Origin of the sequence: Burkholderia sp. S171, assembly GCF_009766085.1 — a bacterium.
Lineage (GTDB): Bacteria > Pseudomonadota > Gammaproteobacteria > Burkholderiales > Burkholderiaceae > Caballeronia.
Genome location: NZ_LMUF01000010.1, coordinates 362,907 through 386,703, shown reverse-complemented (window position 1 = coordinate 386,703; position 23,797 = coordinate 362,907). Strand labels below are relative to the sequence as shown.

Sequence of the window (23,797 nt, the reverse complement as noted above, 5' to 3'; positions counted from 1 at the left end):
ACCATGTCACTGCTCAAGGTAAGTAATCTGGAAGTCGCCTTCGACTCGCCCGACGCCGTGGTCCGCGCAGTCAACGGCGTGAGTTTCGACCTGGAAGAAGGCAGCACGCTCGGCATTGTCGGCGAGTCGGGATCGGGCAAGAGCCAGAGCGTGCTCGCCATGCTCGGATTGCTCGCGACCAATGGCCGGGCAAAAGGCAGCGTGATGTATCAAGGTGAGAACCTGCTGAGCATGCCGGCGAAGAAGCTGAACCGCATTCGCGGCAATCGGCTTTCCATGATCTTCCAGGACCCCATGACGTCGCTGAATCCGTATCTGACGATTGAACGCCAGATGACGGAAGTGCTTGAACTGCACAAGAACATGACGCGACGCGCCGCGAAGAAACGCGCGATCGAGATGCTGGAAGCGGTGCGCATTCCCGAAGCCGCGCATCGTATCGATCAATATCCGCACGAACTGTCCGGTGGCATGCGCCAGCGCGTAATGATCGCCATGGCGCTGCTGTGCGAGCCGCAGGTGCTGTTTGCCGACGAGCCAACCACCGCGCTCGACGTCACGGTCCAGGCGCAGATACTTCAACTCCTGCGCAACCTGCAACACGACTTCGGCACGGCGATCGTTCTGATCACGCACGACCTCGGCGTGGTTGCCGGTCTGTGCGAGCAAGTGATGGTCATGTACGGCGGCCGCGTGATGGAACAGTGCAACGCGGACAACCTGTTCGCGCGTCCTTCGCATCCCTATACCATTGGTTTGCTGCGCGCATTGCCGCGGCTGGATCAGAGCGATGCGCCGCTCGTCGGCATTCCCGGCAATCCGCCGAACATGGCGCATCCGCCATCGGGCTGTCCGTTCCAGGAGCGCTGCATAGATGCAAGCCAGCGTTGCGCCGAGGCAGTCCCGCCGCTCGAATCGTTTGGCGGCGACACCACCTGGCTGCGAGCCTGCAATCGCCCGATCGAGCAGATGAAGTCGTTGCACGAGGTGGCCCATGTCTGAGCAAACCATCCTGTCCGTTCGCGACGTCCAGGTTCATTTCAACGTCAAGGCGAAGAGCAAATTACCGTGGGCACCGTCGCGCACGCTGAAGGCAGTTGACGGCGTGAGTTTCGATCTGAAGGCCGGCGAGACGCTCGGCGTAGTGGGTGAATCGGGCTGCGGCAAGTCGACCTTGTCACGCGCGATCCTCAACCTCATTCCGGCTACGCACGGTGAAATCGTCTGGATGGGGAAGGATCTCAGCGGCGCCACGGCAAAGCAATGGCACAGTGTGCGGCGCGACATCCAGATGATTTTCCAGGACCCGCTTGCATCGCTTGATCCACGCATGACGGTCGGGCAGATTATCGCGGAACCTTTGCGTGAACATCGTCCGGGTATGTCGAAGGACGAAATGAACCAGAAGGTTCGCGCAATGATGGGGAAGGTCGGTTTGCGCGAGCAGATGATCAACCGCTACGCGCACGAATTTTCAGGTGGGCAATGCCAGCGTATTGGCATTGCGCGTGCGTTGATCGTGGAGCCGAAGCTGATTGTCTGCGACGAACCTGTGTCCGCACTCGACGTCTCGATCCAGGCGCAGATTGTCAACCTGCTCAAGTCCTTGCAGCAGGAAATGAAGCTCGCGCTGATTTTTATTGCGCACGATCTGGCCGTGGTCAAACACATCTCGGACCGCGTCATGGTCATGTATCTCGGCCACGTCATGGAGCTTGCCGACAAACATTCGCTTTACGCGCGTCCTCGGCATCCGTACACGCGCGCGTTGCTTTCCGCGGTGCCGGTGCCGAATCCGGCTATCGAACGGACGAAGGTCGTGCAGATCCTGTCCAGCGATATTCCGAGTCCGATCAATCCCCCATCGGGTTGCGTCTTTCATACCCGTTGTCCCATAGCGGAGGCACGTTGTTCAGTGGAAGTGCCGACGCTGCGCACGCTTGAACATGGAGTCGCGGCAGCCTGCTTACTGGCTTAAATTACTGGCTTAAATTACTGGCTTAAATTATTTGCCTGATAGGCGCCTGAATCAGCGCTTTATTTGACCGCCGTTTCGACCCCCTGGCAGTAGCAAAGGTCTCCGTTTTTAACGGGGGCCGGGGAGTCGTTCGGCCAATCGTGAACTTTTCGTAGTCCCTTTCGTAGTCCCTGTAGTTCGCGTAGTTCCTGCAGTCACAACCCTCCGGTGAGTCGTTCCGAGCCCGGCGTGGGCGATTTCGTTCGCGCTGAAATTATATGAGAACAGCCATCGGCCCTTCACTCGCCGCCCATAAGAAATAAGAGACAAGCACATGAAACAACAAAAGCGTTCAATCGCCCTATCTCTAATTGTTTTCTCCGGTTTGATAAGCCCGTCCATGGCTGTTTTTGCAGACGATGATGATGTTGCAACACGCCATACTGAGGCACCTCCAAGTTCTCCGCCGAATTCCGAAGCGGATGCGCCGATCAGTAATCAATCGAAGTCTCAAGGGTTTATCGAAGATTCACATTTCAATCTTTTGTTTCGCAGTTATACCGAACACCTCGAAGGGGACGGTATCAAGAAGAAAGACGCGTCGATTCTCGGCAACCAGGCGGTGTTTGAATCGGGATATACGCGTGGCTTATTCGGCGTCGGTTTTGACGCGTCGTTGTTCAGCGCATTCAAGCTAAATGGCGGGCAAGGCGCCGGCAACCGCGTGCATTTGAATCACGACGGTCAAAGCGGTCAGAATCAGCTTGCATGGACCTACCCGGGCGTGTGGGACGTGAAAGCGCGGGTATCGAATACGGTTGTTAAATATGGTCAACAGTTATTCGATAATCCCTTTCTCGTCCCTCACGACAACCGCGCACTACCGCCGACTTACCGGGGTCTTTCCCTCGCGAGCGACGAGATCAAGAACCTGACGCTCAAGGCAGGGAGCGTGGATGCCGTGCTGGCCCGCGGCCAGACCAGCGTCTCGTCGTTGTCGACCGAATACGGCGGGACGCACTTCAGCCGCTTCACGTTCGCGGGCGGTGACTACACGCCCAATGACGACACGGCCGTATCGTTATACGGAAGCCGCGCGGAAAACGTCTGGGATCAATATTATCTGTCGCTCTCGCGCAGTATTGGCGATCCGTCGCAGATTCGGTGGACGGGCGGGCTAACCTATTACTACACGCACGATGTGGGGCAGAGTCGCGAAGGCTCGATCAATAACCACGCGTATAGCTTGCAGTTTTCGGGTACGCACAACGCGCATACGGTATCGCTGGGATTCCAGCAGATCGCCAGCAATCAGTTCTTCGATTATGTCGGCCAGTCCGCAGGCGATTATCTGGCGAATTCGCTTGATGTCGACTACAACGCGCCGCACGAAAAATCATTGTCGCTCAGCTACACGGTCAACATGAGCGGGTACGGTGTTCCCGGTTTGAAAATGACGGTGTGGAGCGCGTATGGATGGGGTGCGGATGCGTCAGACATGGCGAATCGATATGCCGATCCGTCGAACGCACTGCATGACCTCTATTGGAAGAATGGCGAGGCGGTTCATGGCACCCATTATGAATTCGGGTTCATTCCGTCCTATACGTTCGGGTCTGGAAAGCTGAAGGGAACAACTGCAAAGTTCTATTACATGCATCACCACGGCAGCAAGTACTATTCCGATTCCAGCAGCGACGTTTATCGCTTGATGGTGAACGTACCGGTGAATGTGTTTTAACCCGTGCCCTAAAGTTCTTCTATTGAATGGCTGAAAGGGTGCCGTGAGCTGGGCGCAACTCACGGCATGTAACCCAGCCGATAAAGCGTGGGGGATCAACCACCACGCGTTCAGCCCGCCGGGTGCTCCCAGCGGGCCTTTTTTTGCGCCTGGCTGATCGTAAGGCGTTCTAACGCTGTACACCCCAACGACGGACAGTAAGGCGCTCGAAGGTATCGAAGACAAGATGCTCCACGACCAGACCGATCACGATCACCGCCGCCAATCCCGCGAATACGCGATCCGTATACAACTCGTTACGGTTCTGAAAGATGTACCAGCCGAGGCCGCCATTTCCGGAGCTGGCGCCGAACACCAGTTCCGCCGCGATCAGCGTTCGCCACGCAAAGGCCCAGCCCACACGAAGCCCGGCCAAAATCGAAGGCAAGGCTGCGGGGACCAGAATCAGCAACACATGCCGAAGTCCCTTCAGCCCATAGTTGCGGCCGGTCATGCGCAGCGTCTCCGGCACCGATTGAAAGCCGGAGTACGTGTTCAACGCGAGCGGCCACAACACCGAATGCACAAGCACGAACAGCAGGCTCCCGGTCCCCAGGCCGAACCACAGTAACGCGAGCGGTAGCAGCGCGATGGATGGCAACGGATTGAACATGGCGGTCAGCATGGACAGCAGGTCCCGGCCAAAACGCGTCGACACGGCAAGCGATGTCAGCACGAACGCGAGCATCACGCCGAGCAGATAACCTCGCAAGAGCACGGACAAGGAGATCGCCGTTTTAGCGATCAGTTCGCCCGACCAGATGCCTTGTACGAAGGCCGTCAAGGTATCGGTGAAGGTGGGCAGCAGCAGGTCGTTGCCGACCGCACGCGCAGCCGCTTCCCAGATCCCGATCAGCACCAGGGCGATCAACGCCTTGCGTAACCACGTCTGGTTGGAAAGCCGCTTGCCGAACGGTAACGGCGCCTCCACGGCGACATCCTGCAGTGGTTTGGGAATGCATTCATATTCTTCGCGAACCGGCGGCACGAGCGCAGCAGGTTCGAACGAGGGGATCGTCGGCGTGCTCATTGAACGGCCTCCGTATCTTCGAACAGCAGCCGATGAATGCGCGCAACGCTCTGCTGAAAGTCGGTGCGTCCCGAACTGTCCTTGGTGAATTGATGGCTGTTCAACTCGGCACGCACCCGGCCCGGATGTGGCGTCAACAGCAAGATGCGGTTGCCGACAATCAGCGCTTCCTCGATCGAGTGCGTGACGAACAGCAGCGTGAAACTCGCCTCGTCCCACAAGCGCAGCAGTTCTTCCTGCATCTTGCGGCGCGTGAGGGCGTCCAGCGCGGCGAACGGTTCGTCCATCAGCAGCACGCGGGGTTGCATCGCCAGTGCGCGAGCGATTGCCACGCGCTGTTTCATGCCGCCGGAAAGCGTGTGCGGATAAGCATCGGCGAAAGCGGCCAGGCCGACTTTATCGAGGAAATGCAGCGCTCGTTCGCGGGCTTCCGCACGGCTCAGCTTCTTCCCGACACGCAACGGAAACGCCACGTTTTGCAGCACCGTTTTCCACGGTGGCAGTTGGTCGAACTCCTGGAACACGACAATGCGGTCCGTGCCGGGACCTCGCACCGGTTTATCGTCTATGCGGATCGACCCTGCAGTGGGTTCGATAAAACCCGCCACCGCTTTCAGCAGCGTTGACTTGCCGCAACCGGACGGTCCGAGCAGCACGAAGCGGTCGCCGCCATACACGTCGAAGCTGACCTCATGCGTCGCGCGCACGATGCGCTCGCGGGTGCGGTACTCGAGGCTGACGTTATCGACGGTGAGAAGCTTCGCGCTTGTCGCAGGAGCACTATTGCTCCCGGGCGGCGGATAAAGAACGGAAGGGTTGGCGGCCATGGCTGTGCATTCAGGCATAAAACACGACCTTAGCCGGACGTCTTGCGCGCGTGAACCAATCATTGCGCATATTCAAAACACGCCGACGCATAAGCGACGGTTTTGTTGTTCCAGTGCCGCGAACGTATGTTTAAGCGAGGGACGGAAAAACGCCCGCTGGAGTCGCGGGCGTCGTTAAAACGTGGCCTTGCAGCAGACAGGTTCAGCTGCCGTTGCCGAGCGCCGGATCGGCGAAGAAATAGTCTTGCCATGACTTCGGTTCGTTCTTGATCGCGCCGACCCGGTACATGAACTGGGCGAGGCCAAGCGTATTTTGCGGGGTGATCTTGAACTGCGTGTCCGGGTTCTTGATGATTGAGATCAGCAGCTTGCGATCAATCCGGGCGTTGTTCACGCGGATATAGGTATCCGCGGCCGCTTCCGGATTCGCCGCAATGAAGCGCGCGGCATCCGCCAGCGCAGCGATGAACGCGTGATACGTCTTAGGATTGTTGTCGTGGAATTTTTCGGTTGCGTAGAGCACGGTGGCCGAGCTGGGGCCGCCAAGGACATCGTAGGAATTCAGCACGATGTGCGCTTTCGGGTTACCCGCGAGTTCCTGTTCCTGGAACGGCGGATTGCCGAAGTGCCCGCTGATTTCCGTCCCGCCCGCGATGATCGCCGCGGCGGCATCCGGGTGCGGCACGGCTTGCGTCAGCTTGTCGAGGCGATCGTAGTCCTTGTCGCCCCAGCGCTTCGCGGCGGCGAACTGCAGCACGCGCGATTGCACAGACACCGATACCGCCGGCACCGCAATGCGGTCCTTCTCGGTGAAATCCGCGATGGTCTTAACGTTAGGATTATTCGATACGAGGTAGTACGGCAGGTTGCCGAGCGAGGCTACGCCCCTGACGTTCTGCTTACCGTGCGTACGGTCCCAGATGGTCATCAGCGGACCGACGCCTGCAGCCGCAATGTCGATGGAATTGGACAGCAGTGCGTCGTTGATCGCCGCGCCACCCGACAACTTCAGCCAGTCCACCTTGATATCGATGCCGGCTTTCTTGCCTTCCTGTTCGATCAGCTTCTGGTCACGCGCAACGTTCAGCAGCAGATACACCACGCCGAACTGTTCCGCGATCCGGATGGTGCCCTCGGCGTGTGCGGGCGTGGCCGTACCGAGCGAAGCGATGGCAACGGAGAACGAGATAAACGCTGCTGACAACGCGCGCAGCGACGAACGGGAACCTTCAGGTCCCCGCTGGGGGAGGAACGGAAGCGAGAACGAAAACGGCATCGAAAGTCCGAAGAAGTGTTTTTTAGAATTGAATTCGAAGCAGGGCATGAGCAGGGCGTGTCGACGCTCAGAACGGCGTATCGCCTTCGATCGTCGTCCGATACATCTTTCTGCGCAGATGGTCAGGCGTGCCCGCTGCGAGGTGCATGAGGGAGCGGTTGTCCCAAAAGACGAGGTCGTGCTCGCGCCACACATGCCGGTAGATATGCGCGTCGCGGACGCTGTGTTCGAAGAGCGCTTGCAGCAGGTCGCGGCTCTCGTCTTCCGGCAGGCCGATCACGCGCGTCGTGAAATGCTCGCTCACGAACAGCGCCTTGCGGCCGGTTTCCGGATGCGTGCGAATGATCGGATGAACGACCGGTTTTACCTCGGCGATCTGTTCGGCGGAGAGGTTGGGGCGCCACGGGCTGCGCTTTTGCAACTCGGCGTATTTCGCGAGATAGGTGTGCTCGGCGGAGCGCCCCTTGACGGCGTCGCGGAGCGCTTGCGGCAGCGTATCCCATGCCAGATGCATGTTGGCGAACAGCGTGTCGCCACCTTCCGCGGGTAGTTCCTGCGCGTGCAGCAAAGAACCCAGGCTCGGTGTTTCCTTGTACGACAGGTCCGAATGCCAGAAATGCCCGGCGTCGCCGAGACCGATCGGCTTACCGTCTTCCAGCACGTTGGAGACGATCAGGATTTCGGGGTGGCCGGTTAACTGGAATTGACGCAGCACGTGGATTTGCAGCGGCCCGAAACGGCGGCTGAAGCTGATTTGCTGATCGGGCGTGATGCGCTGGTCGCGAAATACGACCACGTGATGATCTAGATGAGCGCGATGGATGCGCTTGAAATCTTCGTCGGCAAGCGGCCGGCTCAGGTCGAGACCCGTTACCTCTGCGCCTAACGGCGAGCCTTCAAACGGCGTGATTTCGATGGTCTGGTGTGGGGATAAGGTCGTCACGCGGGACTCGTTAATTCGATTAAGAGCGCCAATTCAGGGCGGAAACGCTTGAATTTAAGCGGCGGTAATGCGCCAAGAAAAGCACGCCGCAAAACCCTGCTTAGACCCCGAATCTAGAATCCTCTGCGAACAACGTCAACGAACCAAATCCCATACGCTTATCTGTTTTAACGATAAACGGGCCGCTCCAGTGGAGGAGCGGCCATTCCGCCTCGCCGAATCATCAATGATTATGCGCCGGGTCGCTGCAATGAGCGCATGCACCCGGGCTGTCATTCCACGACGACCCCAGGATCAGGCTGCAAAAATTGAGGCGCTTGTAGGAAGGGTCCTTGAGCGCGAGGACATCGGCTTTCACGTTGCCGAACGTGGTCTCCGGCTTCTTGATCGTGCCGTGAGCGAACGCATCGATAATCCCTTCCTTGAAATTCACTTCACGCGGATGCACGGCGATAACCTGTTTGCGCTGCGACTCAGTGAATTGGTCGTAAGCGAGCCCGAGTACGTCCATCTCCACGCCCGCCGTGACTAGCGCGACCACCGGCTTCTTGTGCTGCGGAATGCCCGGCGTGGTGTGCAAGGCGATCGAATCCCAAACCTGTTCGATGTCCTGCTCGCCAATGCCATAACCCTTGAGGAAGTTACGCGCGGCGTTCGCGCCGTCCACTTCGAAGCGCTCAGTCGTGCTGCTGTAGGCGTCGATCAGGCCCATGTCATGGAACATGGCGCCGATGTAAAGCAGCTCCGCGTCGTAGGCCAGCTTACGCCGTTCGCCGGTCAGCGCGCCAAACAGGAACACGCGGCGCGAGTGGTTATACAGCAGGTCCGGTTCGGTATCGCGAACCAGTTCAGTCGCAGCGCGCGCCATGGTGCTGTCAGGAATGTGGATGCCGGCAATCGTAGTGCTCATGTTCAATTCTCCTTGGATGGTGGGCTTCTCCCCGATGCCGCCCTCGATGCCCCGAACACCTTGCTAAAATGCGCTGTTCGAAGCGGGTCATCGGGAGAAACGAAAGGGGGTGGACGACGAATTCAGTGTCGCCGCGCGTGCTCATGGCCGCAACGCATTGGGTCCGTCGAAGTCTGCCAACCGCACGGCGTCTCCTGCCAAGCGCGTAAAACGCGTGAAAAAACAGCCCTTTCCATAGGAGTACGACCTCATGCGCAGCGTCGCCATCGCGATTTTTCCGCAAGTGCAGGCGCTCGATGTCGCAGGTCCACTCGACGTATTCGCCGAGGCGAACGGTTTCGTCGCCCCGGGCGCGGGGTACGCGATCACGCTGGTCGGCGCGGACAACACGCCGGTGCGCGCGTCGAACGGCACGCGGATGCTCGCGGACATTACGTGCGAGGCACCGCAGCAGCGTTACGATATTGCGCTCGTGGCGGGTGGTCCCGGGCTTCCTTCCGATCTCCCCGATCCGCGCCTGAGCGCGTGGCTGCGCGACGTGGCTTCCCGTTGTGAGCGCTACGGTTCGATCTGCACGGGCGCGTTCGCGCTGGGTCATGCCGGTCTGATCGATGGCCGTCATGTCACAACGCACTGGCAAAATGCGCCGCAACTCGCACGGCAATTTCCACGGGCCCAGGTCGAGCTCGACCGTATTCATATTCGCGACGGCAACCTGGTGACATCGGCGGGTGTGACGGCGGGGATTGACGTCGCCCTTTCGCTTGTCGCTGAGGATCATGGGGCGCGTATTGCACTCGCAGTCGCGAAGCGTCTGGTGGTATTTGCACAGCGCCGCGGCGGCCAGTCGCAATTCAGCCCGTACCTGAGTGCGCCTGCCGACGAGACGTCACCCGCAGCCAAGGTGCAGGCCTACGTGATGGAGCATATTGGCGAACGCATGACGGTTGAAAAGCTGGCGCAAATCGCGGGCATGAGCGAGCGCAATTTCGCGCGCGGGTTCGTCGAGGCAACTGGCGTGACACCGCATGATTTCGTGGAGCGGGCGCGTATTGATGCAGCGCGCAACCTGTTGGAAAGCAGTACGACGCCGTTGAAAACAATCGCGTATGAGTGCGGTTTCGGCACGGCGGATCGCATGCGAATAGTGTTCCGGCAACGCCTGGGGGTGTCGCCCAATGATTACCGTCTGAGCTTTCAGAAACTCGGCGCAGACGCTTGACTGTGCACGAACGGTCGTGACGCGCTTTACGATGCTGGCATATGACGATGTCAAAACCCGGGCGATAAAGCACGCGGCCGTTTTGCATTGCTGCTTGCCGTATGCTGGACCGCTTCATGCTCACGGGAGAAGCGGGAGACGTTCCGTTCTTGTCGAGAGTGTTTCCGCTATCGAACCGACGTCGTCGTCAGTTCAGGTCGTGGTGTTCGAATCGTGCTCGTCCGGTTCAATGCTCGCGAACTTTTATGACACCGCCGACGAAGAACAAACCGGCTTCGCCGCCAGCAGCCTGAATCAATGAATCTGGAGATTTGAATGAAAGATGCTTATGAACGACGTGCACTTTTGCTGCATCTGGGCGATGTGCTGGAGGCACTGTCGTGCTTGTCACGTAGCGCTCAGCGTTACGCCACGCTCGGTGACGCAATTGCGCGTGAGGACTCGCTCACCAGTTTTACGTGGCTCGGTTATCTCGATGCCGCCATGACGCCGCAACAGGTGACCGAGCGCGCGACCGCTGCGTTTTTCCTTTGGCCGAAAACCCTGCTCGATGAAGACCTGAACCGCTCCTTGCTCGCATCGACGGTGCAGCACGACCTCTTCACTGGCAACGCCAAAGGGTGGGAGCGCTATGTCAAGGAGCGCAGAAACGACGTTGCTTGGTTCGCGGAAGGACTGCAGGCACCGTCACACGAAGCCAAGGCGGAATCGCGTTTTAGCCGCTGGCCTTATCCGGCAGAGACCGGGGCATCCTAACGTCCTGGATAGGCTCGTTGCTCATACCGCCTGTTCGCGCGACAAGACGGCTTGCAGGAAGCTGCGTGTGCGGGCTTCGCGCGGCGCCCCGAAAATCTGTGCCGGCGGTCCAGCCTCGATCACGCTGCCATGGTCCATCACCACGATCGTATCCGCCACATCGCGTGCAAAATTCATCTCATGCGTGACGATCAGCATGGTCATGCCTTCCCTCGCCAGCGTCTGCATAACCTGCAGCACCTCGCCGACCAGTTCGGGATCGAGCGCGGAGGTGGGTTCATCGAAGAGCATGACTTGCGGGCGCATGGCCAGCGCTCGTGCAATCGCCACGCGTTGCTTTTGCCCACCGGATAAAGTGCCCGGATAAACGTCGGCCTTATGACCGAGCCCGACCTTCGCGAGCAAGGCGCGCGCCTGGGCGTCGGCTTCCGCCGCGCTCACGCGGGCCAGCGAGCGCGGCGCGAGCGTGACGTTCTGCAGCGCGGTCAGATGCGGAAAAAGGTTGAACGATTGAAACACCATGCCCACATCCTTGCGGATCCGGTTCAGGCCGTTCTCGTTGATCATCCGGCCGTTGTCCACCAGCGCGTGGCCGCAGATCTTGACCGTGCCTTCTTCGGCCGTTTCCAGCCCGTTCAGGCAGCGCAGGAAGGTGCTCTTGCCCGAGCCGCTAGGCCCGATCACCACGATCACCTGAGACGGCTGCACGTCGATATCGATACTGTTCAACACGCGGTTGGGCCCGAACGACTTCGCCAGTTTTCTGACTGAAACAATGGGCTCGTTCATACTCATATTCACGGTCGTGCTCATGCTCAGACTCTCCCGTCGGCACGCAGCGATTTTTCTGTCTTGCGCAACACCAGCGACGTTGCGCTCGTCAGGATCAGGTAGATGAATGCGATCACGATGTACACCTCCAGCGACCGGTACGAGACACTAATGATCTTCTCGCCTTCGTGCATCAGGTCGTTGATCGTCAGCAGGGAGACCAGCGCCGAGTTCTTGATCAACGCAATAAACTCGTTGCCGAGCGGCGGAATCATGCGCACAAATGCTTGCGGCAAGATCACCTTGCGCATCGACATTCGATAAGGCATCCCAAGTGATCGCGCGGCTTCCATCTGGCCACGATCCACTGATTGAATTGACCCTCGCACGATCTCCGACACATACGCCCCGCTATAAACGCCGAGTCCAAGCACGCCGCACGCAAACGCGGGCAGCATGATGCCAAACTGCGGCAGGCCGAAGAACAGGATGAAAAGCTGCACGAGTAATGGCGTGCCGCGTATGAACGTGAGATAAGCGGTGCAGATGCCATAGACCACGCGACGCTGCGGCGCGAGCCTGCCGATTCCCACTAACAGGCCCAGCACGCAGCCGAGTACGAGCGAACAGGCCGTGACTTCGATAGTCGTCGCAGCGCCGGTCGCGAGTGCTTCCCAGCCTGCCCATACGGGGGAAAAATCGAGCGTCATCGGTTACTCCTGTCAGGCGATGCTTTATTGCTTGCCGAACCACTTCGTCGCGAGCGCGTCGTACGCGCCATTCGCGCGCAGTGTCTGCAGCGCCTTGTTCATTTGCGCCGTCAGATCGGTTTCGTCCTTGCGCAGCGCAAAGCCGTACAGTTCCGTGCTCAACCCCTTGTCGAGTACACGTACGTTAGGCTGCGCCTTCGCGTACTCCACGGCGGCGGGGCGGCCGGTGACCGCGGCATCGGCGCGGCCGATGTTCACCAGGTCAAACATCTCCTGGTTCTTTTCAACTTCCACGCGCTGCACCTTCGGATAGTTGTCTTTCAGGAAGGCGACCGATTTCGTGCCGACCTGCACGGTCACTTTCTTGCCGTCGAGATCGGCGGGTGTCTTGATCGACGTATCGTTCTTGCGCACCACCACTACAAGGCCGCCCTTGTAGTACGGATCGGTGAAATCGACGACCTTGCGGCGTTCGTCCGTCATGTAGATGCCCGACGCGGCCACATCAAAGCGATTCGCGATCAGCCCCGGAATCAGCCCCTTGAAGTCGATATCCACCCATTGCACTTTCTTGCCCATGGTCTTGGCCATGGCTTCGATCAACTCGATATCGAAGCCCGTGCGCTTGCCGTCCTTGACGAATTCGAGCGGGGGAAAGGTCGCGTCGGTCGCCACGCGGATGGTGTCATCGGCGGCGCGGGCGGCGGGCGCGGCGGCCACGCTAACGACAACAGCGAGCGCGAGGGCGGAAAGTGCCTGGGTCAGTTTCATGCTGGGTTCCTTGAATAGCGTGGACACAAAATAAAAGGGTTCAAAGCTTGTAGCCAATGCGATCTGCCGCCGCGCGCGTGAGCTGCGCGAGTTCGGCTTCACGTCCTGCAATGCGAGCCACCGGCGCCATCAAGGTGATGGTTCCTTCCAGCCGTCCCGCATCGGATATAAGCGGGGCGCTCACGCCCCATACGCCTATATCGACTTCGCTCTCGCTCGTCGCAAATCGGCGGCGGCGAATCTCGTCCAGTTGCACGCGTAGCGCGGCGGCGCTTTCAGCGTCATCGGATGCACTGCCGGCGATCAGGAGATCAGCCCTTGCTTCGGGCAGAAACGCGAGCAGTGCTTTCGCGGAGGCGCCGCGTGTCAGCGGATGCGTGCGGCCACGGGCGAACGAGCAGCGCAGCGGCTGGTCACTTTCAATCATTGAGAGGCATACGACGGCGTCGTTGATCGGGACGAGCAAGCCCACGCTCTCGCCGGTTCGCTGCACGAGCGCCCGGATTTCGTCGCGGCTTTGGGTAACGAGCTGCGCGTTCTGGTCGAAACCCCACGCGAGTTGCACGCTGGCCGGACCGGGTTCGAACAGGCCGGAGTTTGCATGCTCCTGCAAGAGTCCCCACTCTTTGAGCGAGCCCAGCAGCCGATACACAGTGGACAAAGGCGCACCAATGTCCGATGCGATCTGCTTGGCGCCGATCGGTCGTCCTGCTCGCGCAACGCTGGTCAGCGCGTTAAGGACGCGATCGACGACGGAGGAGGATTCGGCAGGCTGTTTCATGGCGAGAGTCTCTCTCGCCAATTCTCAAAGAAAGAAATAAATTCTTACTGGATGAGAAAATGACCGCGGCGAGGCCATTTTCCCTTTCAGTGCGGCGTGATGATCGGCAAAAAGGTCCGGCTTGCTGGAGAATCCGGGCGTTGCGCGACGGAGTTGCTCGGCTGCAAAGCCGGCTGAAGCTAACCGCGCCGCACCCTCAAGGACGAGACATGGACTATCTGACAAGCCTCAAAGTGTTCCGCGCGGTCGTGGAAGCGAAGAGTTTCACGCGTGCCGCCGATCTGCTTGGCGTGTCGCCGCCGGTCGTGTCGCGCGCCATCGCCACGCTTGAGCAGCGGCTGGGCAACAGGCTCTTTCATCGGACCACCCGCCACATCTCGCTGACCGAGACCGCCGAGCAATTCTTCGCGGGCTGCTCACGTGTGCTTGATGAACTCGACGCGCTGGAGGCTCAGGCGTCCGACCACACGAGTGATCCGACCGGCATGCTGCGGCTGGTCGCGCATACGACGGCAACGGTCAACCGGCTGGTCCCGTTGATCGCCACTTTCCGCCGTCGATATCCGCTGATCGGACTCGACGTCACGCTGACCGAGCGTCCCGTGGACCTGGTGGCGGACGGTTACGATCTCGGTGTCGTGCTGCCCTTCATGCTGACCAGCGACACCACCGTCACGCGCCTGCTCGAGCGCATTCCGCTCGTCATTGTGGTGACGCCGGGGTATCTGGAAGGCAAGCCGCGGCCGGTGCATCCGTCCGCGCTCGCCGGGCTTGAATTCGTCGCCATGCATGCGTCGATCCGCAAGCCCATGCTGACGTTCCGGCTGGACGGAGGCGAGCAGATCACGGTGCCGCTGAAGGCTGACGTGACATCGAACAACGCGGTGTTCAACCGCGAACTGGTGCTGCAGGGTTTCGGCCTGGGCGTGTTGCCTGCTGCGCTGGTTCGCGACGAATTGGCGTCCGGCAAGCTGGTGTCGCTGCTGGACGACTTCGAGATCGTCGATGGCGCGATCGAGATCCGGCTGGCGTATAGCAGCCGCACATTACTGCCGGCCAAGGTGCGGGCGTTCATTGAACACGCGGCGGAATTCTTCGAAGTCTGAGCCGGGCGGGCAAGCTTTCATTCTCATTTCGTATCGATTTCCTTCCGATTGTTGACCGATTCGTCATTAATTAAATGTGCGCAATGACGGTTGACTACGTGCATATGCACACATAATCTGTGCACATGCACACACGCCCTCCCAGACACGACGACTGTTTTGCGGTTCGCCAAGCTGCGCGGCACATCTCTCAGTTATACGAGCGGCATTTGTCTGCGGTACAGATCACGCCGACGCAATTCAGCATTATCTCGGCGCTTGAGCGCATGCCGGACCTGACGATGGCGGAACTCGCCCAGGCGATGGTGATGGAGCGCACGACGCTGGTCCGGGGGCTGCAGCCGTTGCTGCGCAGCGGGTTTGTCGTGGCGAAGTTGGGCGGCCCGTGTCAGCGGCGTTTGCAGTTGTCGTTGACTGAAGGCGGCCAGACCAAGCTAACCGAGGCCCTGCGGCACTGGCAGGCAGCACAAGAAGAATTCGAGGCGAAGTTCGGGCGCCGGCAAGCGGCACGTCTGCGGCGCGAACTGTTCCGCTTGACCAGCGAATGAACGTAGCGCCTGACCGTGCACCGCGCATGCCCGCATAAATCATTCGACGCAACCAACAGGATCCACCGATGACCACTCCCTCCACGCAGCTTCCGTCCACCGCCGCGCCCACGGCTGAGCGCGGAGCGCGGCGGCCTTTTCGGATCGGCTGGATGCCGCTCGCGATCATCGTCGTGGTGATCGTGATTGCCGCTGCGGCGACGTATTGGTTCACCGTGCTGCGTTTCGTGCAAAGCACGGACGACGCGTATGTCGGCGGCAACGTCACCGTGATGGCGCCGAAGGTGAATGGTTTCGTGACCGAACTGCTGGTCTCCGACAACCAGCGCGTGAAAGCGAACCAGGTGCTGATCCGGCTCGACTCACGGGACTACGACGCGAGGCTTGCACAAGCCGATGCCGACGTACAGGGCGCACGTGCCGCCGTTGCCGAGCTCGAAGCCAGGCAGCAGTTGCAGGCCGCCGTGATCAACCAGAGTCAGGCGGAGGTGCGGGCATCGGCGGCGGAAGTCACGCGCAGTGCGTCCGACCAGGTGCGTTACCGGCAACTCGTCAAGGACGAAGCGGTATCGAATCAGGTGGTCGAACGTGCCGACGCGGATTACCTGAAGGCTCGCGCCACGCTCGATAACAGCAACGCAGCGGCGCTTGCCTCGCAACGCCAGCTCGCCGTGCTTGCCGCACAGATCGACGACGCGCGTGCGCATGTCGCGACCGCTGAAGCGTTGCGGCGCGTAGCCGAACTGAACGTGGAGTACACGATCATCCGCGCGCCCGTGGACGGTTACGTCGGCAATCGCACGGCGCGGGTGGGGATGCTCGCGAACACGGGGGCGTCGCTGCTGACGATCGTGCCCACTGAGGGTCTGTGGATCGACGCGAACTTCAAGGAAGATCAGCTTAAGAAGATGCATGTGGGCGATCGTGTGGACGTCTCGCTCGATGCATCCAGTGGGACGTTTGAAGGTCATGTGGAAAGCCTTGCGCCGGCGACCGGTGCGACCTTCAGCGTATTGCCGCCTGAGAATGCCACCGGCAACTTCACGAAGATCGTGCAGCGCGTACCGGTGCGGATTCACCTCGACGTACCGAAGGACAAGCAGGACGTGCTGCGCGCGGGCCTCTCGGCAACGGTCAAGGTTCACCTCGACAGCGCGAGCCGTTCATGAGCCCGGCCGTTCCGATGAACCCCGCCGACCAGCCCACGAGACAGCGTGTTTTCGCGTTCGCGCTGATGTGCCTGGGCTTTTTCATGGCGACGCTGGACATCCAGATCGTGGCGTCGTCGCTCAGGGAAATTGGCGGCGGTTTGTCGGCGAGCCAGGACGAACTTTCGTGGGTCCAGACCTCATATCTGATCGCGGAAATTCTTGTGATCCCGATGTCCGGCTGGCTCTCCAAAGTGTTCTCCACGCGCTGGTTGTTCGTGGCTTCCGCAGTCGGTTTCACTGTCACGAGCATGCTGTGCGGCCTCGCGTGGGACATCAATTCGATGATCATTTTCCGCGGCCTGCAAGGTGCGCTCGGCGCCGCGATGATCCCGACCGTCTTCACCACGGCGTTCGTGTTGTTCCCCGGCAAGCAACGGCTGATTGCATCGACGACGATCGGCGCGCTCGCTTCGCTCGCCCCGGCGATCGGTCCGGTGATCGGTGGATGGATCACCTCGCAATGGTCATGGCACTGGCTGTTCTATCTGAACCTCGTGCCGGGGCTGGTGGTTGCAATCCTGGTGCCGAAGTTCGTGCATATTGACGAACCCGATTTGTCGTTATTGAAGAAAGGCGACTACCTGGGCATCGCGTTGATGTCGGGTTTCCTTGGTTGCCTTGAATATGTGTTGGAGGAGGGGCCGCGCAAGAACTGGTTCGGCGACGACGTGATCATCACCTGCACATGGATCTCCGCTATCTGTGGTTTCCTGTTTCTCGTGCACGCGTTCACTGCAAAAGATCCCGTTGTCGATCTGCGCGCGCTCGCGGTCAGGAACTTTGCGATCGGCTGTTTGCTGTCGTTCGTGACAGGCATTGGTATCTTCGTCGCGGTGTTCCTCACGCCGCTGTTCCTCAGCCGCGTGCGTGAACTGGATTCGCTGCAGATCGGGATTGCGTTGTTGTCGGTGGGCGTGTTCCAGTTGCTCGCGCTCGGGGCTTATGCCTTTACTTCCCGTCTCGTCGATATGCGCTGGTGTTTGCTTTTTGGCCTCGTGTGTTTTGGTCTTGGCTGCTACTTCTATGTGCCGCTCACGAACGACTGGGGCTGGCAGCAACTCCTGTTGCCGCAGGCGCTGCGTGGTATTGGCCAGCAGTTCGCGGTGCCGCCTATCGTGACAATGGCGCTGGGGTCATTGCCGCAATCGCGTCTCAAGTCAGCGAGCGGCCTGTTTAACCTGATGCGCAATCTCGGCGGCGCGATCGGCATTGCGGTCAGCGCGACCATGCTCAACGACCGGCTGAATTTTCACTATCTGCGAATCAGCGAGCGCGTCACAACGGGAAGTCCGGAGACCGAAGCGTTCTTATCGAGGCAATTTTCGCATTGGGGGTCGGTAGCCGGCGATGCGCTGAACGCGACCAACGCGGGCCTCGCCAACCTGCATGCGCTGGTGTTTCGTGAAGCGCTGGTGATGACCTTCTCCGACACCTTCTATGTCCTCACGATGTGCTTCGCCGTCGGCATAGTCAGCGTGATTTTCGTGCGGCCTATTGGCGCCGCGCCGCCTTCTCCTGACGCTCATTGAGGTCGACCATGTATAAGATTTTATTGGCACTGGCAGCAAGCATGACGCTTGCGGCGTGCGCCGTGCAACCCGCGAGCCATGCAGATCTACCGTCGACCGTACAGTCGATAGCGCCCGCGAACTGGAGCGCCGACGCCCCGCAAGCCAACGTGGATGCCGCCGCATGGTGGGAGCAATTCGGCGACCCCGTGCTGCATGAACTGGTGAGCTCGGTACTGAGCCAGAACCTGGATGTTCAAGCTGCGCTGGAGCGCGTGAAGCAGGCCGAGGCCGTGACTACGCAGCGGCGCGCGGCGCTTCTGCCGGAACTCGACGCGACTGCCACGGCGGCCGATGCACGCCAGAACACGCCGCCGCCGCTGGGCTATGTTCGTCAGGCGGGCTTCGGCGTAACGCTCGGCTGGACGCCCGACGTATTCGGCGGCGAGCGCCTTGAGTTGCTGGCGGCACAGGCGCAATTGACAGGCCGTCAACATGATGTCGATGCACTTCGCCTTGCGCTCGCAGCAAACACGGCGTCGGCATATGTGGATCTGCGCTGGGCGCAAAGCGAACAGAAGATCCTGCAGGACAACATCGCGATCCGGGAACGTGCGCTGCGCCTGACGCAAGAACGCATGCAATACGGGCTCTCGCCGCGCCTTGACGTCACCCGCGCACAGAACCAGCTGAGCGAGTTGCAGGCGCGTTTGCCGCGTGCCAACGCCACTGTCCAGCATCAGCTCAGCCTGATCGCGGTGTACTCGGGGCGCACGCCCGAATCCGTCGATACCCTCGTGCTCGCCACGCCCGGGACCATTCCGACGCCCTCGAGCGCCGTGCCGCAGATGCTGCCGTCGGAGGCGTTGCTGCGCCGTCCCGATGTCCGCAGCGCCTACGCCGAGCTCACGCAACGCGCAGCGGAAGTGGGTGTCGCGCAAGCGGACCGCTATCCGAAGTTCTCGCTGCAACTGACCGATGGTTTGCTCGCGTCGTCGTATCTTGGCTTGCCCACGCTCACCGACAACCTCTTCAGCGCCGCGCTCAATGCGACCAGTCCTATTTTCAATGCCGGGCGCATTACGGCGGGTATCGAGCAGAGCCAGAGCCGCATGCGCGAGTCCGATCTGCGTCTGCGGCAGACCCTGCTGCAAGCGCTGAAAGATGTGGAGGACACGCGTACCGATCTTGTCAGCACGTCGGAGCAGGCTGACCGCCTGAAGGAAGCATTGCAATCCTCCGATCAGTCGCTGCGCCTCTCCACGCAACTTTATAAGGGCGGTGCGAGCGGTTTCCTCGATGTCCTCGCCGCGCAGGAAGCATATTTGCAGGACTCGGATGCGCTGAATCAGGCGCGGCGTGAACACGCGCTGGCAGCAGTGGCGTTGTACCGTTCGCTTGGCGGCGGCTGGAGCGAAGCAAAGGCAGAGTGACAAAGCAGGAGCCATGCGTTGTGCGTGCGTCGGGTAACATCGGGCATCTTTTGTGTTCATTTGCTTAACCACCGCATGGCACTCAAAAACCTGTTGAGACGGCTTGACCTGACCACCTTGCAACTCTTCCTCGCGGTGTACGAGGAGGGCACGCTCACCCGTGCGGCCGAGCGTGAGGCCATCGCCGTATCGGCCGCGAGCAAACGGTTGCTCGAACTCGAACAGGCCGTGGGAGCGACGCTGTTCGTTCGCCGGGCGCGCGGCATGGAGCTCACGCCGGCCGGCGAAACTTTGCTGCATCATGCGCGCCGCGTGTTGCGCGATGTCGAGAACATTGGCATCGAGTTGGCCGAGCACGCGACCGGCGTGCGCGGTTATGTCCGCATGATGGCGAACCTCTCGGCCATCGTCGAATTCCTGCCCGAAGACCTGCGCGCATTCTTTTCGATGAACGAGCGCATCAAGCTCGACCTGGAAGAGCGCCCGAGCAGTGGCGTGGTGCAAGGCATAGCCGACAGCCTCGCCGACGTCGGTATCTGCTCAGGCGAAGCCGATACGCGCGGCCTCGATGTCTCGCACTACCGGCATGACTTGCTGGTCGTGGTGATGCCCGAGGATCATGCGCTCGCGCGCCGCGAGCAGGTCACGTTCGTCGAAACGCTGGATAGCGACTATGTCGGCCTGCATGCGGCCAGCTCTATCAATCTGCGCACGCAAATGGCCGCACGGCAGGCGGGTAAACCCATGCGGCTGCGGATCCAGGTGCCGGGTTTCGATGGCGTTTGCCGCATGGTGCAGGCGGGTCTGGGCATCAGCGTGCTGCCGCTGAAGGTCTTCAACACCGTTGGCCGTCCGCTCGGACTCACAGCCGTCACGCTCGACGAAACCTGGAGCCAACGCGATCTGATCGTCGTGGTACGCGACGTTGCCGGCCTCCCGCCGGTCAGCCGGATGCTGTTCGATCATCTGCTTGCCGTGGAGCACATTGAGCACGAAGGGCAGAAAGGTACCTGAGCGTTCGCCGTTCGCGAACGGTCATTGGCGAAATGCGGTTGGACGGGTCGCGCTGCCCGCTCCTAAGCTGTCTTCCAGGTTACGTTTTTCGGGAGACATGCATCATGGCTGGACCGCTCGCAGGCATTCGCGTCATAGAAATCGGCACGCTGATTGCGGCGCCGTTCGCCGCCCGCATGCTCGGGGAGTTCGGCGCCGACGTCATCAAGATTGAAGCGCCGGGCAACGGCGACCCGCTTCGCAAATGGCGAAAGCTGCACGAGGGCACGTCGCTCTGGTGGTATCTGCAGTCGCGCAACAAGAAGTCCGTGTGCGTGAACCTGAAGTCACCGGACGGTGTCGATGTCGTCAAGCGTCTCGCTGCGGACGCCGACGTCGTCATTGAAAACCTCCGTCCCGGTGCGCTCGAAAAGCTCGGCCTTGGCTGGGACGTGCTGCACGCCATCAATCCCAAACTGACGATGGTCCGCATCTCCGGATATGGACAGTCGGGACCGTATCGCGATCGTCCGGGCTTCGGTGCGATCGGCGAGGCCATGGGCGGGATTCGCTATACAACCGGCGAAGTCGATGGCGCACCGGCACGCGTGGGCGTGAGTCTCGGCGACTCGCTGGCTTCGCTGCACGGGGTGATCGGCGCGTTGATGTCGATCCTGCGCGTGAAGACCGGGCAGGGCGAGGGGCAAGTCGTGGATGTATCGCTCGTGGAAAGCGTCTTCAACCTGATGGAAAGCTTGATCCCCGAATACGACTTGCTCGGGCACGTCCGCGAACGCAGCGGCGGTGCGTTGCCTGGCATCGCGCCGTCGAATACGTATCGCACGGAAGACGGCGCTTTTGTGGTGATCGCGGGCAACAGCGATCCGATCTTCAAGCGCCTGATGCACGTAATAGGCCGCGCCGATCTCGCCGATGACCCCGCGTTCGCCCGCAACGACGGCCGCGCCGCACAGAGCGCACATCTGGACGAAGCGATCACCGCGTGGACCACGCATCATTCGATTGATGACGTGCTCGCCGCGCTCGAAGCAGCGGAAGTGCCGTCCGGCAGGATCTATTCCGTAGCCGACATTGTGGCGGACCCGCATTATCAGGCGCGCGACATGTTGCTTGACGCTGCGTTGCCCGGCGGCGTGTCGGTGAAGATGCCCGGCATTGTGCCCAAGCTCTCCGACACCCCCGGCGAAGTTCGATGGCAGGGGCCGGCGCTCGGGGAACATACGGACTCCGTACTGTCTGATCTTGGCTTCAATGTGAGCGATGTCGCACGGTTACGCAGCGAGGGCGCCGTGCAGTAGTGAGATTAAGCGCCACTGCTTCCACTCGCAAAACCTTTCCCTCAACAGCAAAGAACACATATGACCGGACGGCCTTGAAGCCAGTCCGGCAAGGAGACGATCATGAGCGATCTTGGCACCACGGCGGCCGTACCGAAGGCACACAGCGAAAACGACTTAAAAGCGGTGATCAGCAAGGTCGCCTGGCGGCTGATGCCGCTTATCATGATCTGTTACCTGTTCGCGTTTTTCGATCGCATCAACATCAGCTTTGCGAAGTTTCAACTACAAAGCGATCTCGGTTTTTCGGACACCGCCTACGGTCTCGGCGCCAGCCTCTTCGTGATCGGCTACGTCTTGTTCGAGGTGCCCAGTAACCTGATGCTTTACAAGGTCGGCGCTCGCCGCTGGATTGCGCGCATCATGATTTCGTGGGGCATCGCCACAAGCGCCATGGTACTGGTCGGCAACGAATGGCAGTTCTATGCGTTGCGCTTCATCATCGGCGCAATGGAAGCGGGCTTCGCCCCCGGCGTGCTGTATTACCTCACGTTGTGGTTTCCGGCGAGCTATCGCGGTCGCATCACCTCAATGCTGTTTCTTGCCTCGGCGTTCTCGGGGCTGGTGGGTGCGCCGTTATCGGGTCTGGTCCTCGGGCACATGGACGGTGTGCTCGGCATCCGCGCGTGGCACTGGTTATTCCTGCTTGGCGGTTTGCCGTGTATCGCGCTCGGCCTGATGGTACTCAAACTGCTGAAGGACCGCATCGAGGACGCAGGCTGGCTTAGCGCGTCGGAAAAGTCACTGCTGGCAAGCCGCATCCAGCGGCACGCCCCGCACACGGGCGCCGGCCGTTCGTTGCTCGACGCAGTCAGGACGCCCGGCTTCCTGATGCTCGGACTGATCTATTTTTTGATCCAGGTGGCGTCGTATGGGCTCAATTTCTGGGCGCCGCAACTCATTCGAAGCGCTGGAACGCACAACCCGACCACCATCGGCTTGCTGACGGCCGTGCCCTACGTTTGCGGCGCGATCGCCATGGTCGTGGTGGGCCGTCTCTCCGATGCCTCGGGCGAACGCCGTCAATTCGTCTGCGGGCTGTTGGTGATGGCGGCGATCGGCTTTTTTGCCGCCGGTATCTTCGATAAACAAACGGGACTTCTGATCGTGGCGCTCGGCGTGATGGGGGCGGGCGTGGTGGCCTCGATCCCGGCGTTCTGGGCGCTGCCGCCAAAACTCCTGACAGGGGCGGGCGCTGCGGGCGGCATAGCGTTGATCAACACGATCGGGCAACTCGGCGGCATTGTGAGTCCGGTGATGGTCGGACGGGTTCGCGACTTGACCGGCAGCACGACGCCCGCGTTATACGCAATCGGCGCGATGAGTCTTATCGGTGCGCTGCTCCTGCTGTTCGGTTTGCCCGCGATATTGCGCCAGAAAGATCCGTCGGAGGCTCGCGTTTCCGGGCGGTAATCTGGGCTTGGCGGTTTGATTCTTGGAGGCCATTCCGTGCTTTATAAGACTGGCAAGGCTTTGGTTGTGGCCTCAGGGAAAAATGCAATCGCAACCTGATACGTTGTTAAATATGGACACGGGTTTGTCGCAATGGGCCAATATAAATAAAGTCGAAGTGTTCGCGACAATACCCCGACTGCGTTATTCAGCGGATTTACACGCCGGGAAATTGCAGGTGTTTCTGGCTCAGCGCTACGATTTTGTCCGGCGCGTGACGCATTTAAATGGCTTTGAACGGTTATCCGGTTCCGATTCGGCCAAAAATACCGCCTTCCCCGGAATTGCCGAGAACTCAGGGAAAAGCGACCGGCATACTTCAACTAATGCATTAAAAGTTGTCGCGTCACCTCCGCCGGTCAAGCCCGTCCACTGTCCTCCCAATGCCGGGCAAACAGCGATTTGCCTTGCCTCACGCAACGATTCGGCGCATTCTTAATCGTTCCGATGCCGA

General features: G+C 60.3%; 23 protein-coding genes. 14 read left to right on the top strand and 9 right to left on the bottom strand.

Annotated elements, in window-relative coordinates:
* Positions 1–3: 3 nt before the first annotated feature.
* The 3 genes from GSQ93_RS07460 (at position 4) to GSQ93_RS07450 (ending at position 3,698) form a co-directional block, all read left to right on the top strand.
* Positions 4–1,002, top strand: a complete 999-nt coding sequence (locus GSQ93_RS07460; RefSeq protein ID WP_158934974.1) for an ABC transporter ATP-binding protein — start codon at positions 4–6, stop codon at positions 1,000–1,002.
* Positions 995–1,978, top strand: a complete 984-nt coding sequence (gene oppF / locus GSQ93_RS07455; RefSeq protein ID WP_158934973.1) for a murein tripeptide/oligopeptide ABC transporter ATP binding protein OppF — start codon at positions 995–997, stop codon at positions 1,976–1,978. The genes GSQ93_RS07460 and oppF overlap by 8 nt, the downstream gene beginning before the upstream one ends.
* Before the next feature lie 379 nt (positions 1,979–2,357).
* On the top strand, positions 2,358–3,698 hold the full coding sequence (locus GSQ93_RS07450) for an OprD family outer membrane porin (protein ID WP_367889741.1): 1,341 nt from the start codon (positions 2,358–2,360) through the stop codon (positions 3,696–3,698).
* A 169-nt stretch (positions 3,699–3,867) separates the two neighbouring features.
* Here the strand turns inward: GSQ93_RS07450 and GSQ93_RS07445 are convergent, their stop codons facing one another.
* The 5 genes from GSQ93_RS07445 to GSQ93_RS07425 form a co-directional block, all read right to left on the bottom strand.
* Positions 3,868–4,767, bottom strand: coding sequence for an ABC transporter permease (locus tag GSQ93_RS07445; RefSeq protein WP_158934971.1), 900 nt, complete (start codon positions 4,765–4,767; stop codon positions 3,868–3,870).
* Entirely contained in the window at positions 4,764–5,594 is an 831-nt protein-coding gene (locus GSQ93_RS07440) for an ABC transporter ATP-binding protein (protein ID WP_158934970.1), read from the bottom strand. The genes GSQ93_RS07445 and GSQ93_RS07440 overlap by 4 nt, the downstream gene beginning before the upstream one ends.
* A 202-nt stretch (positions 5,595–5,796) precedes the next feature.
* A complete protein-coding gene (locus GSQ93_RS07435) occupies positions 5,797–6,870 on the bottom strand; it encodes an ABC transporter substrate-binding protein (protein WP_158934969.1) in 1,074 nt (357 codons plus the stop codon).
* 67 nt (positions 6,871–6,937) lie between these two features.
* Positions 6,938–7,813 carry a TauD/TfdA family dioxygenase gene (locus tag GSQ93_RS07430; RefSeq protein ID WP_158934968.1) on the bottom strand — a complete coding sequence of 292 codons (876 nt, stop codon included), beginning with the start codon at positions 7,811–7,813 and terminating at the stop codon, positions 6,938–6,940.
* A 223-nt stretch (positions 7,814–8,036) separates the two neighbouring features.
* Positions 8,037–8,723, bottom strand: a complete 687-nt coding sequence (locus tag GSQ93_RS07425) for an HD domain-containing protein (RefSeq protein ID WP_158934967.1) — start codon at positions 8,721–8,723, stop codon at positions 8,037–8,039.
* Between the two features lie 250 nt (positions 8,724–8,973).
* Here GSQ93_RS07425 and GSQ93_RS07420 point away from each other — a divergent pair, with 250 nt between their 5' ends.
* Together GSQ93_RS07420 and GSQ93_RS07415 are read left to right on the top strand one after the other, a co-directional pair.
* On the top strand, positions 8,974–9,945 hold the full coding sequence (locus GSQ93_RS07420; protein WP_158934966.1) for a GlxA family transcriptional regulator: 972 nt from the start codon (positions 8,974–8,976) through the stop codon (positions 9,943–9,945).
* Positions 9,946–10,260: 315 nt separating this feature from the next.
* On the top strand, positions 10,261–10,701 hold the full coding sequence (locus GSQ93_RS07415) for a hypothetical protein (protein ID WP_158934965.1): 441 nt from the start codon (positions 10,261–10,263) through the stop codon (positions 10,699–10,701).
* Between the two features lie 21 nt (positions 10,702–10,722).
* On the opposite strand, the gene GSQ93_RS07410 is transcribed toward GSQ93_RS07415, so the two are convergent.
* The 4 genes from GSQ93_RS07410 to GSQ93_RS07395 are packed head-to-tail and all read right to left on the bottom strand — an operon-like array spanning position 10,723 to position 13,734.
* Complete coding sequence (locus tag GSQ93_RS07410; protein ID WP_301952050.1) at positions 10,723–11,514, bottom strand: amino acid ABC transporter ATP-binding protein; 792 nt, start codon at positions 11,512–11,514, stop codon at positions 10,723–10,725.
* Positions 11,515–11,516: 2 nt separating this feature from the next.
* Positions 11,517–12,182 carry an amino acid ABC transporter permease gene (locus tag GSQ93_RS07405; protein WP_158934964.1) on the bottom strand — a complete coding sequence of 222 codons (666 nt, stop codon included), beginning with the start codon at positions 12,180–12,182 and terminating at the stop codon, positions 11,517–11,519.
* A gap of 24 nt (positions 12,183–12,206) precedes the next feature.
* On the bottom strand, positions 12,207–12,953 hold the full coding sequence (locus tag GSQ93_RS07400) for a transporter substrate-binding domain-containing protein (RefSeq protein WP_158934963.1): 747 nt from the start codon (positions 12,951–12,953) through the stop codon (positions 12,207–12,209).
* A gap of 40 nt (positions 12,954–12,993) precedes the next feature.
* Complete coding sequence (locus tag GSQ93_RS07395) at positions 12,994–13,734, bottom strand: IclR family transcriptional regulator (RefSeq protein ID WP_158934962.1); 741 nt, start codon at positions 13,732–13,734, stop codon at positions 12,994–12,996.
* Positions 13,735–13,943: 209 nt separating this feature from the next.
* Between GSQ93_RS07395 and GSQ93_RS07390 the strand changes: the two genes are divergently transcribed.
* The 9 genes from GSQ93_RS07390 (at position 13,944) to GSQ93_RS07350 (ending at position 23,782) form a co-directional block, all read left to right on the top strand.
* Positions 13,944–14,840: a LysR family transcriptional regulator gene (locus GSQ93_RS07390; protein ID WP_158934961.1), complete on the top strand. Its 897-nt coding sequence runs from the start codon at positions 13,944–13,946 to the stop codon at positions 14,838–14,840.
* A gap of 125 nt (positions 14,841–14,965) precedes the next feature.
* Positions 14,966–15,388, top strand: a complete 423-nt coding sequence (locus GSQ93_RS07385) for a MarR family winged helix-turn-helix transcriptional regulator (protein ID WP_158934960.1) — start codon at positions 14,966–14,968, stop codon at positions 15,386–15,388.
* Positions 15,389–15,456: 68 nt separating this feature from the next.
* Complete coding sequence (locus tag GSQ93_RS07380) at positions 15,457–16,557, top strand: HlyD family secretion protein (RefSeq protein WP_158934959.1); 1,101 nt, start codon at positions 15,457–15,459, stop codon at positions 16,555–16,557.
* Complete coding sequence (locus GSQ93_RS07375; protein WP_158934958.1) at positions 16,554–18,128, top strand: DHA2 family efflux MFS transporter permease subunit; 1,575 nt, start codon at positions 16,554–16,556, stop codon at positions 18,126–18,128. Before GSQ93_RS07380 ends, GSQ93_RS07375 begins: the two co-directional genes overlap by 4 nt.
* 8 nt (positions 18,129–18,136) lie before the next feature.
* Positions 18,137–19,540 carry an efflux transporter outer membrane subunit gene (locus GSQ93_RS07370; RefSeq protein ID WP_158934957.1) on the top strand — a complete coding sequence of 468 codons (1,404 nt, stop codon included), beginning with the start codon at positions 18,137–18,139 and terminating at the stop codon, positions 19,538–19,540.
* Positions 19,541–19,615: 75 nt separating this feature from the next.
* A complete protein-coding gene (locus GSQ93_RS07365) occupies positions 19,616–20,554 on the top strand; it encodes a LysR family transcriptional regulator (protein WP_158934956.1) in 939 nt (312 codons plus the stop codon).
* 104 nt (positions 20,555–20,658) lie between these two features.
* A complete protein-coding gene (locus GSQ93_RS07360) occupies positions 20,659–21,852 on the top strand; it encodes a CaiB/BaiF CoA-transferase family protein (RefSeq protein WP_158934955.1) in 1,194 nt (397 codons plus the stop codon).
* Positions 21,853–21,954: 102 nt separating this feature from the next.
* Positions 21,955–23,304 carry an MFS transporter gene (locus tag GSQ93_RS07355; RefSeq protein ID WP_158934954.1) on the top strand — a complete coding sequence of 450 codons (1,350 nt, stop codon included), beginning with the start codon at positions 21,955–21,957 and terminating at the stop codon, positions 23,302–23,304.
* An 82-nt stretch (positions 23,305–23,386) separates the two neighbouring features.
* Positions 23,387–23,782 (top strand): hypothetical protein, encoded by a 396-nt coding sequence (locus GSQ93_RS07350; protein WP_158934953.1) that lies wholly within the window; start codon positions 23,387–23,389, stop codon positions 23,780–23,782.
* Positions 23,783–23,797: the final 15 nt, after the last annotated feature.